The sequence below is a fragment of the Cognatundibacterium curvum genome, from assembly GCF_014284235.1.
GTDB classification, from domain to species: Bacteria; Pseudomonadota; Gammaproteobacteria; order Burkholderiales; family Burkholderiaceae_D; genus Undibacterium; species Undibacterium curvum.
Genome location: NZ_JACOGD010000016.1, coordinates 1 through 13,087 on the forward strand (window position 1 = coordinate 1; position 13,087 = coordinate 13,087).

General features: G+C 51.0%; 9 protein-coding genes. All 9 read right to left on the reverse strand.

Annotated elements, in window-relative coordinates:
- Positions 1–163: 163 nt before the first annotated feature.
- Positions 164–733 carry a type VI secretion system baseplate subunit TssE gene (gene tssE / locus H8K43_RS18575; protein WP_186905242.1) on the reverse strand — a complete coding sequence of 190 codons (570 nt, stop codon included), beginning with the start codon at positions 731–733 and terminating at the stop codon, positions 164–166.
- Entirely contained in the window at positions 730–1,875 is a 1,146-nt protein-coding gene (locus H8K43_RS18580) for a TagK domain-containing protein (RefSeq protein ID WP_186905243.1), read from the reverse strand. Before H8K43_RS18580 ends, tssE begins: the two co-directional genes overlap by 4 nt.
- Complete coding sequence (locus tag H8K43_RS18585; RefSeq protein WP_186905244.1) at positions 1,872–2,726, reverse strand: TagF domain-containing protein; 855 nt, start codon at positions 2,724–2,726, stop codon at positions 1,872–1,874. The genes H8K43_RS18580 and H8K43_RS18585 overlap by 4 nt, the downstream gene beginning before the upstream one ends.
- A gap of 22 nt (positions 2,727–2,748) precedes the next feature.
- Positions 2,749–5,019: an ImcF-related family protein gene (locus H8K43_RS18590; RefSeq protein WP_329604542.1), complete on the reverse strand. Its 2,271-nt coding sequence runs from the start codon at positions 5,017–5,019 to the stop codon at positions 2,749–2,751.
- The gene (locus tag H8K43_RS18595; protein ID WP_186905246.1) at positions 4,959–7,046 is read right to left on the reverse strand and encodes a type VI secretion protein IcmF/TssM N-terminal domain-containing protein; all 2,088 of its coding nucleotides are present in this window, start codon (positions 7,044–7,046) and stop codon (positions 4,959–4,961) included. The genes H8K43_RS18590 and H8K43_RS18595 overlap by 61 nt, the downstream gene beginning before the upstream one ends.
- Positions 7,047–7,057: 11 nt before the next feature.
- Positions 7,058–8,446: a type IVB secretion system protein IcmH/DotU gene (icmH, locus tag H8K43_RS18600; RefSeq protein ID WP_186905247.1), complete on the reverse strand. Its 1,389-nt coding sequence runs from the start codon at positions 8,444–8,446 to the stop codon at positions 7,058–7,060.
- Between the two features lie 238 nt (positions 8,447–8,684).
- Entirely contained in the window at positions 8,685–9,674 is a 990-nt protein-coding gene (locus H8K43_RS18605; RefSeq protein ID WP_186905248.1) for a hypothetical protein, read from the reverse strand.
- A 128-nt stretch (positions 9,675–9,802) separates the two neighbouring features.
- The gene (locus tag H8K43_RS18610; protein WP_186905249.1) at positions 9,803–10,801 is read right to left on the reverse strand and encodes a DUF2515 family protein; all 999 of its coding nucleotides are present in this window, start codon (positions 10,799–10,801) and stop codon (positions 9,803–9,805) included.
- The coding region (locus H8K43_RS18615; RefSeq protein ID WP_186905250.1) for a type VI secretion system Vgr family protein at positions 10,791–13,087 on the reverse strand (2,297 nt) is incomplete at its 5' end. The genes H8K43_RS18610 and H8K43_RS18615, both read right to left, overlap by 11 nt.

Here is a 13,087-nt window from a genome sequence, read left to right on the forward strand (position 1 = left end):
GCAAGCGCAGCGTGTAGCTGAATAACGCGTTGATGCCATCGCTGCCGCACAGGCTCAGAGGACTAAAACCCACCAGCCCACCCGCCGTCACCGCCGGACCGGAAATGCTGAGCGCACGCGGGTGGTGAAAGAGCTTGGGCATGATCATCACTCCTACTGTTAATTATTTCAGGTGCTTATATTCGAGTTCAACCCGGTGCGTCTCTAAATCCACGACACTCTGGACCATGAACTCCATAGGATAGGGTTGCATTTGTATCAGCCCAGCAATCTCAAACGTGAGTACGTTGTAATGGGATGAAGCATGCTCTTTGTGAAGTGGACGCACGATCAGGGTTTCGGCCATAATGCGCGGTTCAAAATTGCGGATGGCATCGCGCAGCATGAATTCAATATCGTTCCATTTTTTTTCGGACAGATAACCACCGGCCAAATGCGGCACGCCAAAATTGATGGTGGATTTCGCTGCTTCGGGGAATTTGTCTACATCAAACAAATCGGCCTGATTGGTCGTATTCAGTAAGAACCCCAGATCGCGCTGTATGATCAGGCGCATTTGTGCGCGGTTGGTCGCGTAAGCCTTGGGGGATTCTGAACTCTCACTGGGCGCATCGTCACACAGCCTGTCAAACAAAGTTGGCAGATATCGTGTCTCCTGGCGCCTTGTCAGGTTACGTAGCGACGGCAATAGCTGCGCACCCGGATGGTGTAGCTTTTTATCTGTCTGGTTCATGACTCCCCCCGTTTAACCACTACATCGGTATCTCTGGATATGATCAGTTCATCCATGCTGCTGTCTATGGCTAAGAAATGGTGCTCGCTGCGCGTTAAGCCAGGTAAACTGCCTGCATGCTGGGTTGCCGCCAGGGTCTGCAAATCTGCAGGTGCAAACAAATGCATCACGCACTCAAAGCTGGCTGGTGCCAGCAAATTGCTATCATTAACTTGGTCAAAGCTGGCGAGCAAATTTTGGGTACTTTCACTTCCACTCAATAATTCATGTACACCGCCAAAGCCCGCCGCACTCTGTAAGTTCGAAAAAGCATCTTCACCACCCTGTTGCTGATTGCAGTGATTTTCTTGCCATGCTGTGTCTGCCGACTGGAACGGGTTTCTTAAGCGTTCCAGATAATGCTGATGCAACTGATCCAGCGGATCACATCTGTCAGACAGAGCTGCCATTTCAGTTTCTGAGCCGGACACTGGCTGGCGTCTGACCTCTGCCTCAGCGGGTACGAGCGTGCTATCTGCGCTGAAGCTGGATTGCATCAGCAGACGAGTCAGATCATGTTGGTCATGGCCTTGACCTGCTTTGCCAAGCAAATTAATTACCATCTCATTTCCAGCTAATTCACTGAGTCCGGCAGCACATTCCTGCAAGGACTCCCTGGAAGTCGACAACACTGGTGCTTCCAGACCAGGCTCTATACGCTCGTAAGCAGCACCCTGACTAGCATCATGTGCAAAAGACGCGCGCAGATCATCAATACCATCCAGTTTGGAGTCATGCGCTAGGGCTTCTGTCAGCACAATACGCAGATGCGACAAACCAAATTCGATATCATCGGACTGCATCAATCGTACTGTCTGTGCTGGCGCTAAGGGCTGACCATTCAGCGTACATGTGAATTCAGCACCCGTATTAGTAAGCCACCATGCAAGCGAATCTTGTGAGCGCGTACAAGTGATTTTGCAATAGCTGGCCTGTCCCAGAGTTAAGTTATCGATACCGGGCAGAGTCTGTAACACATCTGCAAAACTCATTTCAGTTTGCACGTTTGCTGGCCAACGCCAGACCAGCTGCTGATGCTTGCCTGTGTGTTCGAGTATCTGTATTTGCAAAGACTGAGTATGCAAATGGTCATGCTGATTCATAGCGAATTTCTCCATAACGAAAACAGACTATCGCTTGCATTCACATAGCCCCCCTCAATATCTTGCTGCCAATAGGCGGGAAGTGGCTGCTCTGTACTCCACAGACGCTGAGGCCAGTTGGCCCAAGGTAGGTGTCTGACGCCGCGCAAACCTGTTGCGGTATCCAGGCTATCTTCAGCAAGTGCATGCTGCTCTAAACTCTGCTGCAAACATGCGCTATATACAGACTGGGGGTCACGCCCAAACAGCTGCAACCAGCCCGGCTCAAATTGTGTCCAGACTTCATCCACAAGCTGCGCTACAGCCTCTGGTGCCAAGTCAGCAGCATGGATACGGGCACTGATGCGAGCAAACCAATACAACAAATGCACCGTATCGTTGAGTCTGACTATTTTGGACGAAGACGTAGCAAATGCTGCTTTCGTATTACGTGCCTCTGCGGCCAAAATTCGCTTTAGCCAGTAGGGTCTGATTTTCTGGTAAATTATCAGCGGGCATTCACGCCCTACCCGGTCTTGCGAAGCAACGCAGACACCGTGTACGAAATGGTGTGGTGCGAAAGCCAGCGAGCCGGGTAATAAGATGAATGAGACAGGTACAAATGCTAAATCAGGTTCAGGTTTGGGTGCCTCAACCTCTATCCATTTCTGTACATTTTTGGATGGGATTCTGGCACGTGGCTTGACTGTGCGGCGCAGCCATACCTGACTCACCCAACGCTGCCAATCCTGCGCTTGAGCAGCTGAACAGCGATGACGGACATAATCGGCCTGATTGGGCAATTTTCCCCAGATAGCGGGTGCCTGTACCAGCCAACGATCTGCCAGACGTTGACGAAATACGTTAAACATAGCTTTTCTCATCCTTGACAACTTAACTGCCGGGACAATTGAAGCCTTTGAGCAAATTGCGTGCTAAAGGGTTATTGCCACCGGTATCCAGGCTCAGGGCCATATGTCTGGTGTCAAATTCAAAGTCCACATCTACCCTTCCGGCACTGGCACTCTGGGTAATTTTTCCGCGATCAAGCAGACGTAACAAAGCCCAGGGACCGCGTGCCGACAACACAGAAGTATCAGGCCGTATGCGTGGCTGTACGCTAATTTCTGCCATCGTTCCTCCACGCGGTCCAGGCCAGAGTATGTTAAAAGCCTGCACTGGGCCATGCGCATAACGCTGTACCTGGCCATCGAAATCCATCGTCACCTCGGTCACACTGGGGTCCAGCGCTTGCACAGTTGCAGTCAGTTTTAAAGCCATACGCTTTGCCTCAGGCTCACGAAAATACATTTGTCGTATCTGTGCCATACGATCAAAAATTTCGGGACTGGGTCCGCTCTTGTTGAGTAATTTGAGCAGTTCACCAGTCAGTGTCGGGCCATTCACTGCAGCTGCCGGGGCCTGTCCATTTGCCAGTACATCAGAGTTCACCATCAGATTGGCGCTGTCCGGATTTTTATAACGCCAGGGACGCACACTGGTGTCGACTAAAGGCGCCATGCTTTTTTTAAAGAACTCATCCGCTGGGCTGCCTGCTGCAAAAATAGCGTTGAAATCTTCGATACTGGCATCCTGATTACTGTCGGCAAACGGATAGCGCCCCGCAATGCCGCGTCGACAAGGCTCAGACACATAGAGCGACATCAGTCCCAGTAATCTGTCCATCTGTGCCTGTGCCTGATTGCGCAAGATGTTCGCAGCCCCTTGCTCTACCTTGCTTGCACCACTGGACCCGACACCGGAAAGTATGGCCTGAAAAGGCGCAGGAACTCTGCCTGCCTCGATACGAATTTTATTGGCAACGTCAGTACCGCTGGGTGGGAGACTGTTAGCGCTCAGGGCGGTGTCTGCGACTACCAGCACGGTGTAGTATTCATTGAGCAAACCAGTAATGATTTCAATTTCCGGTTTCGAATTTGCGCCAGGTAATCCATTCTCGCTTTGTCCTATCACGACTTCGCGCAATGCGGAAAAACGATCATCAACTAATTCACGCTCCATGCGCTGTTCAGGTCGCAGCATGGATTGAGGTATCTTTTTTTCCAACTGATCTGTCGCTTTATCGAGCAGAGACTTGTTAGAGTCATTTGTATTAATATTCAGATTGCGCGATAAAGTCGTCTCGCGTGCTGCCATGCGAGCCAGCCTGACCAAAGGTGAATCAGCAGCGGCCAGACGACGTATCAGATCCAGTTCAAAGCTAAGAGTACCGCCGTTCGCATTGGATTGGATCACGCGTATATCATCCAAGAAATTATTCCAAAGCTGTGCATATTCGGTCAGATACTGACGTCGTATATCTTCTGCTACCGCATTGATTTCAGCTTCCTGCTCGCTTGCTATCATTTTGTTTGCCTGCGGTTTACCGTCAGTCTCGCCCATGAGCCAGCGATCATCCTGAAAAGCTATCCTTACCAGCTCAGGCAAACGCTTCGCAAAGACTTCGTGATAGCCATCATAGGTGAACATGCCAGGTACGCCTTTTTCCAGTGATGCTCCGGAAGCGCGCGTGAATAAGGTGCCAGCTTGCGGGCCCAATGCACGCACCAGTGTAAAGTCCTGTGGTGTGCTACTCTGCATCGCGAGTTTCGCACCATCGTACAAACGCTGGCTGCTGGAACGGGAATCAAGAAAATTTCTGACCTGACGCACTACATCCTGACTGATACCAGTGTCCGACTGCACCACGCGTCTTCCGGAAAACATATCATTCAGATAGCTGATCATTGCTGCAGAATTACGAAAACTCCCGGACAAACCCGGTACAGGCGAAATAGCTGCCCCAGCAGGTACGGCAGATGCAGCAACCAGCGGTTTACGATTGACTGTCAGACTCTGATCTTTGCTGAGGACCGTGGCATTTTCATTCAACTGAGCATCACTGCTTCGTTTCTCAAGGTTTTTTTTATCTGTAGCTTGCCAATCATGCATAACCCAGTTTTTTAATTCCAGAGCCGCGCCTGGCGTTTCCGTATATTTTTTTAAATCATGCAACAGCAGATATGCGCGTAAAGTGACAGCCGCTTTTTGCGTATTATTTTCGCGTACAGCCTCACGCATCACATATTCCATGCGTTCGATGATTACCGGCAGTACCAGTCTGTCTTCCAGTTCACCATAAGCGAGTTCGCTGCTCTGCTGTATGGCGCTGCCGCTAAATCAAGGCCGGCCTGCATAGGCAAAGCCTGCGCTGCACCTAACACCGTCGTGATTTCATGATTATTCATATTCCCATATAAATGCCTGACCTGCGTGGTGAGCAATTTAGTTCTGGCTGCGACTTCGGTCAGATAATCATGATTATTTCTGTGGCTCAGTAGCATGCCAGTCGCCACCCAGAAAAAAATCACCAAAACCACCGCATGGCCAAGCAAGCGTAAAAAACGGAAGCGTGCTTCCCAACGCATATTAGGTTTAACCAAATGCGCTTCCGGGAAAATCACACGTGTCAGCGCATCATTCAGAAAATAGCTACGTGTACTGCTAGGTGTACCTGGATTATTGCCCGGCTGACCGCGCAACAATTCTTTGAGCTTATGAACGCTGGCATATAAGCGTGCGATCACAGCATTCTGATCCGCCACCACCGTCACTTTGTCGTGTTGCATAGCACTGGTGAAATACACGCCACGTAAGGCATGACGGGTTTGCGTGGTATCGAAACGTGAATCAATAAATACGGCTTCCAGTATTTGCTGCAAGGCGGGCGCCATGGCCTTTAATTCATATTGCAGCAAATACAAGGATTGCCGCCTGTCTTCATCGAACTCTTCTTGCAAACGGGTCGCAACACCATCACTGATGCGGCGCTGCAGAGCATTCATTTCATGTGTGATTTGCTGCTTCAGCGGCCAGTCTGCCTGTGCAGGGATATAATCATCATGCCGGATGCTGTTTGCATCGCCGCTGACAGTGGCTGCTTGCACTGGTTGTTTTTTACGTAGTCCTGCGTTTGCAGAGTAGTCTGCTGTCCAGGGTAAGGTGAAGCCCCACACCTGTGCTCTTGCTTCACTGGTCAGACTGGAAAAATATTCGACAAAACCACGCAGACGATCCGTTTTGGTCAACATGACATACACCGGAAAACGTATCCCCAGGTGTTGGCGTAACTCTTCCAAACGCTGACGAAATTGCGCGGCCTGTGCCACTCTTTGATTGGCATCGCTACACAATAATTCGCTGACATCAATCGTCAGCAATGCACCATTCAGCGGAGCGCGGGTACGTACCTGACGCAATACGCCCAAAAATCCCAGCCACTCCGCATGGTTCAATGCTTGCTGGCCAGGCACAGCCGCAGATGTCATGGTGATCGGCTCAATACCATCTGTATCACTCTGTTGCGTCGGCAGACTTTTCTTTACCACTGAGGGTTGACGCGCATCCGGCGCGGTATAACGACCCGCAGTATCAAGCAGGACTGCTTCGTTCGTGAACCACCAGGTGCAATTCTGGGTACCGGTATCCTGCGCGAGTGACAAATGTGCACTCGCCACCCCCATCTGCTCACCAACCGGAAATTTCAATCCCGAGTTCATGAGCATCGATGTTTTTCCCGCACCCGCATTACCTATGATCAGATACCACGGCAATTCATACAGGTAGCGTTTTCCTTCCACCAAACGACGTAAACCTGCGATCAATGAGCCGGTTCCTCCGGCAACCGACATGTGCATTTGCTTCAGTTGCGCAAGCGCTGTACGTGCTTTTTCACCGATAACGCGGATGTCATCTTTAGCCAGGGCTTCAGGTTTATTCTTATCGCGTGCAAACAATTTCTTTGCAAACGCTTCATCATTACGTATCAAATTCCAAAGGGTATACAGGCCCCAGATCGCATACACAAGAATGATAATGCCTATCGTTGTTACACGTATCCAGACCGGATCGAAGGGACGTATTCCAGAAAAAGCCACCAGTGGTGATGCGTGCCAGATCAGTAAACATAAAGCGGTGATACCAATTACGCTGAGGTGCCATTCGAGCAAGAAAAATACGACTAACATCAACAACATGACGATGACACTGACACGTATGGGAACCGTAGCAAAAGGGCGCAACTCATTAATGCTCAGTAAGGGCCCTATAAACCACACCGCGAGTGCCACGATGATTAGGGCAATGAAGGCGAGTATAGAGCGAACGACCGGGGATTTAAACAGTGTTTGCATGTTGAGCTCACTTACTGATGTGATGAAGTTGGGACCGATTCCGATTTCGGGCCAGCGCTGGTTGTGGCTAAGGCCCGATTGGCCTGATCCGTGAGATAGAGCAATTCGATTTCTACGCGCCGGTTAGCGCTGCGATTAGCGGGATTGCCATTCACGGGTTGGGTATCACCCATTCCGGTCACGGTCAGACGTTCCGGAACGACACCATTCTTTTGTAATTGAGTAGCGACAATTTTTGCGCGCTCCAATGACAGTGCCTGGTTATCAGCGAACTGTGCAGACTTGATTGGTTGATTATCGGTATGGCCAACTACACGTACTTTGCCAGTGATAGTCGCTAACGCTGCGCCAACTTTATCGAGCAAAACAGAAGTCGACTTACTCAGACTGGTTAATCCAACAAACATACCATCACCCTTGAACACCACCAATGCATGCTTACTGTCCTCATCCACTCTGACCAGTCCGGCACTGATTTCACTGGCAAGCAAAACCGATAGTTTTAATTTGGGTTCCGGGGGTTTAGGTGGCGGCTTTAATTTCGACAACGCTGCGATATCAATTTGAACCGCTTCTTGCTGACTGAGCAGCTGATACTTAAACCAGCTGAACATCGCAAATAAAATCAAGCCGAGTACACTGGCTGATACCCACACAGGAATCGAGCGCAGAATTTTGAAACTGCCCTTGCCAGCTCCTTGCCAATGCTGAGATAACTCACGCGGCACTGCCTGCTTACTGCCCGCCACCAGCGTGTACAAACGATGGCGTATAGTTTCCAAGTCGCGCACACCATTAGCCTTATTCCGATATTCACCTTTGAAACCAAGACAGAGAATATGGTGAATGATGTCGAGTACCTGGATATGTTCATGGGCAGAATTTGCGAGGCGGCCTATCAACAGAAATGCGTTGTTACCTCCCCCGCTCTCACCATGAAAGTAATTAAGCAAGGCCATCGTGCTCCAAATCCCGGTCTGCTCTTTTGATCCGCCACCCCATGTGCGCTGGTTAACCGCTTCATCCAATGCAGTACACAGGCAATAACGCACCGCCAGCATATGATCGCGCCGCAGGTTTGCTTTCTCACACAAACGCGTATATTCATACATTTCATACTTCAGTAAGGTATTAAAGCCAAGCACTTCCGGTGGCTCCAGACTCTCAGGAATTTCCGCTAAACATCGCAACAGTGGATGCGCTGCTTCCATTAAGGCATTACGCCCCGCATCGCGCGCCGCAATGATTGCTGCCAGCCGCTCTTCATGATTGGGACTAGGCGTATTGCTAATGCGCTTTTCACTCGTCGCTTTATCGACTTTTTTTTCATTACCGTCCAAAACTGGCGGCTTGTCATCGGTCATCGTCGTACCGGACTCCAATTGTTCTGAGATCATCATTTCACTTTCTGACGTGGTTTTCGATCATGTTTAGAAGGATGTAGTCATGACAGTCACCCTTCAACGTTATTGCTATCAGCCTGCCCGGCCTTCTCGACTAGTTATTCAAACTAATGCTTACCCTGAAATTCATTTCCCGGGCTTGCACTTTGCAAAAATAGTCAACCTAAATAAACTTTCCCTCAGTGGTAGCATTACTATCAACATGTTCAGCAGCTTTCTGGCGCATTGCATAAGGTCACGACTCCAAAGGCTTGCGCCAGGTCCAGGTGATGTGTTGGTTGTCTTCGTCAAAACCGGGTAAGCCCTGGCCAAAACCTGTCATCACCTCTCCTTGCTTAAACCGTCGCCAGCGGGCGGGATAGCTTGCTAAGGTAGTCGCCATGCTGTCGGAGCGGCTGGCTTCCCAGATGCCATCTTTGGGACATGGCTGACCCACTTTGGAACTGAGTTCAGGTTTGATCAATGCCTTGATTGGCGGGTCCTGATAATCGGTGTCGATCTGGTAGCCTTTGGCGCGGGCTTCGGCTTCCGCTTCTGTACGAAACTCATAGGATTTTTTCATGCGCTCTGGCCACAACTCACGCCAGTGATCCCTGTCCGCATGCAGAAAATAGCCTCGTACATCATCTTCTTCGCCATGTAATTCCATACTCATGAAATACGCGCCAGGTTGTTGTGGATCTAAGTGCTTATCGTCACGCCACATCTGAATGTTCAAATAAACGGCATCCGCCTGCAGTCGCCACATGGAGCCATCACGAAGCGTCATCCATTCTTCAAAACTCGGTACATATCGCGCATCCACGTTATCACCATCGCGCAAAGAGCTACGCCCCTTGATACGTGCGCCATCGCGCGAGTAATACTGCTTCCAGCCTTTTTCTTGCAACATCCTGAGTAAGGCCATGACTTGTAAGCGCGCTTGCTCATGCGGAATCGCATTGCGGGGTGGTAAGCCGAAACTGATATCAAAATCAATGATTCCCCATTTATTTATATCTGGCTCATAACTACTGCCCATTACACCAAGCACTGTATCGATGGTGAATGTATGCGCACCATGTTCGAAAGTGACGACACCCGGCCCTGGGTTATAGATGGTCCAGTCAATCTTATAAAAATTCATTCCTGCCGGTTGTTTGTCCGTCTTGACTAATTTTTGACCAATACGTTGTACAAATCTGTCACCACTTTCACCCAGCCGTAAAACCACGTTCTGCACCATCTGCGCATCCTTTCTCTGATCAGCGTCCTGCTTCTGTTCATTGTTTCTCGAGCAACCACATATTGCAAAAATCGCAATCAAGCCAATAATTAGTTTTAAGAGTGTTTTTCGTATCAAGATCGCCTCCTTTAATAAGGACCATATCTAGGTGCAGGAAGGCGATCTTGTTGATTCACCCAGGAGGCCATGATTTGCAATTGGTTTTCCATATAGGGTGTTTGTTTTTGCATTAATTTATGAAATAGCTTGGCCGCCTCACCAATCCACTTAATACGGCTGTCGTAAATTTCCAGCTTCGTATCATCCAGTGCGACTGATTCCAACTCGGGATCATCGGTATCACAGGCTGCTGCAAATACCAGCTTCAATTGAGGCGATGCCCAGTTGACCCAGGCTGAACGCTGCGTTTTAACCCACCAGGCAAAGTCGGGATCGTCATAAATGAGTGGCTGTAAGATATTCAGCTGTTCATGTTTAGCGATAGCCATCAAATGTTCGAGTTGTTTGCGTGAGCGTTTTTCATTGGCTGGACTCATCTTCTCTATTTCACGAACTTTCTCAAAACCCTCAACAATGGAATCACTACACTTCAAATTCCCGATTTTCGGCAATGCTTCCGGCGACCAGCTCATGGCGTGTATGGAATCCCGTATCGGTTCTGCCATGCTGTCTGCGCTACGCGCTTTGATACATAATCTGAAGCTGTCGGCGTCCAGACTGTATGCCCAATGCCAGGGTGCGATGTCATAAAACAACCACATATTTCCCTTCGCTAATCCCTTGTGTATTCTGTCGATCAGCACGACACGGCTATCTTCCAGCGAACATGCCACCGTCTTACTCGCAAAGGCTGCAATCGCCATCCAGTAGTAACGGCCCTTCTTATTCAAGTCACCGTGCTCTTCGGTTTCCAGATAAAAGCGGGCATAGGTCGCACTGATGCGGCGTGCTCTGACGTTGTATTGAAACAGGAGCTGATTGGGCTTACCAAAAATCGGCGTAGCGGTAGACAGCCGTTTGAATGCAAACTGCTGCGCCAACGACCAGATGTGCTGGCAATCGCAATCTATCCTGACGCTGCTGTCAGCATTTGTATTGGTGATACCTTTGCATACCTTAGCGGTCATGGTGCACTCCTGATGTGTCAGCTGGATGGTCAGAAGAGCTGTTTGGATTCGTGCTATCTGAAGTCATAAAGCGCATCCAGGCTGCGGCGACCTCCAGCGCCTGTGCATCTGCTGTATAAATTCTTGGTGTGCCGCCATCCGCCCGCGTCTGACCGGTGTGCTCTCCGACCGAAGATTTAGCTGTGTAGCTTTGAGCACTGATAGGCTTACCCGATGGAGTATGAAATACGAATTTTTCATCGTACATATCTACATGTGGCGTTCCCTGCATATTCACTCCCATACTCTTTGCGCCAGACCAGCCATGTCCCGCCGCATGCGCGCTCCAGGCGCCACTGGTGCCGTCTTCTATCCCAGCCGCATTCCAGCGGGTGTAGCTGCCGCCGCCATTGATCAGCACTTCTTTACTGGCGTTGATGGTGATGCTTTGTGCCGTTTCTGTGATGCGCAGTCTGGCCAGCACATGAATGCTTTTTTCCAGCGCCTTGATATCCACATCCCCATTTGCTGCAATCAGTTTCATCCCGGCTTTGTAGGCAAACAGCCGTATCGCCTTGCGTGCACTCGCGAGCAGGCTGTGGCCGCTGCTGAGGCTGATATGCTGTTCGGCCGTGATCGCGTGTTGGGCGGCGCTGTGTTGCTGGGTGCTGCCAGCGGTGGTGCTGGCGATGCCGCTGGGGCTGGTGAGCAGGATGTGGGGCTGGCTGAATTCGGGGAAGTGGTTTTTTGTTTTATTTTGGTTTTGATTTTGACTTGTGCTGTTTGCCTTGTTTGCTGTGCCTGCGATTTCTGCATTTTGTTGTTCAAGGTCTTGTGCGACCTGAGGCTGATCGCTTGCTTCTTGCGCTCCGGCTTGCTGCGCGGCGTCGGCCAGGCTGGCGTGTAAATTATGCGCGTGCTGCAGCCGTTGTGCGCTTTCGTTCAGGCTGGTGTGATGTTGCTGGGCCTGGGGTCTTGCTTCGCTGCTGATCAGGAGGCCGTCTTTGGCGCGCATAGCGCCGTGGCCGTCGGTGCGTAGTTCAAAGCCTTGGCCGCGTGGGTCTTGCCGTCCACGGTTGTTGTCGATGCGGGTGATGTGTCCGAGGCTGAGCTGGCTGTGTTGGTGGTCGCTTTTGAGTTGTAGCTGAATTTGTTGTGCAGTGTCGTCGAGTATCAGGTGATTGCTGCGACCGGCACTGGCATTGCCTCCACCCTCGGTGAGTTCGCGGCTGCGCAGGCCGGTCAGGGCTTGCTGACTCGGTAGCTGCCAGGGTGGCAGGTTGTTTTGATTGTGCAGGCTGCCGCTGCAAACCGGTTGATCGGGGTCGCCACCGATAAAGCTGATCAGGACTTCCTGGCCGATGCGCGGGATGCTGAGCTGACCGAGCTGATTACCGGCCCAGGGCTGAACGACGCGTACCCAGCAACTGCTGTTGTGATTGCGTTTGCCGTAGCGATCCCAGGGGAACTGGATTTTAATGCGGCCGTAGACGTCGGTGTAGAGGTTGTTAGCAGCGGTGTCAGGATCAGGGCCGGTCACACGGGCGACTTCGGGGCCTAGGCTGCGTGGCTTGGCTTGTGTCAGTGCGGGCCGCAACATGCAGTTGCTGGGCTGGACGTGGAAGTCGGTTTGGATTTGCCAGAGTCCGGCTTGGTGGTTTGTGTCTACATTCAGCACATGATGCTGCAGATTGTTCTGCATATTGCGCTGCGTATCTTCACTCACATTTTGCAGGCTGAATGTGGTGTGCAGAATCAGGTATTCGATATTCGCTGCGGCTTGCGGATAGTCGCTCAAGGTAAAACTCATGCCCGGTGCCAGGCCGCGTAAATAGGCGCTGCCCGTTGCGCGCTGGCCGTGTTGACGCCGTTCTTGCAGACGGATTCTGGCCAGGTAATCGCCTTGTGGTTCAGTCTGATTAAGCGCATTGTCACTGCCTGCATTCGGCTGGCTGTAATTGTTGCCTGCATTTGCATCACGCCACAGATACACTTCCTGATTCGCATGGCCGGTAGGGCGAGCATCGCTGAAACCCGCATCCAGACTGGCTTCTGGCCGGGTGTAGTCGTAGTCGCGACTGGCGACGCTGCCGCTGGTGAGGCGATGTTCGGGACTGAAGGCGTGGATGTAATCGCGGTCGGTCTTGTGACCCGGTGGGTAGTAAGGCAGTGTGGCGTAGGCCGCAGAGGCGGTGTGAAATGCGGCATTGTGATCGGACAGGATGAGCCGGTGTACGCCTGCGCTATGCTCGAAATGGTAGTTGATGCCCCATTCCTGCATCAGCCTCACAACAAACTCCAGATCGG

Excerpts from the sequence above, each read along its gene's own strand:
- tssE (WP_186905242.1), bottom strand. The coding sequence starts at position 733 with ATGAACCAGACAGATAAAAAGCTACACCATCCGGGTGCGCAGCTATTG.
- H8K43_RS18580 (WP_186905243.1), bottom strand. The coding sequence starts at position 1,875 with ATGAATCAGCATGACCATTTGCATACTCAGTCTTTGCAAATACAGATA.
- H8K43_RS18585 (WP_186905244.1), bottom strand. The coding sequence starts at position 2,726 with ATGTTTAACGTATTTCGTCAACGTCTGGCAGATCGTTGGCTGGTACAG.
- H8K43_RS18595 (WP_186905246.1), bottom strand. The coding sequence starts at position 7,046 with ATGCAAACACTGTTTAAATCCCCGGTCGTTCGCTCTATACTCGCCTTC.
- icmH (WP_186905247.1), bottom strand. The coding sequence starts at position 8,446 with ATGATGATCTCAGAACAATTGGAGTCCGGTACGACGATGACCGATGAC.
- H8K43_RS18605 (WP_186905248.1), bottom strand. The coding sequence starts at position 9,674 with ATGGTGCAGAACGTGGTTTTACGGCTGGGTGAAAGTGGTGACAGATTT.
- H8K43_RS18610 (WP_186905249.1), bottom strand. The coding sequence starts at position 10,801 with ATGACCGCTAAGGTATGCAAAGGTATCACCAATACAAATGCTGACAGC.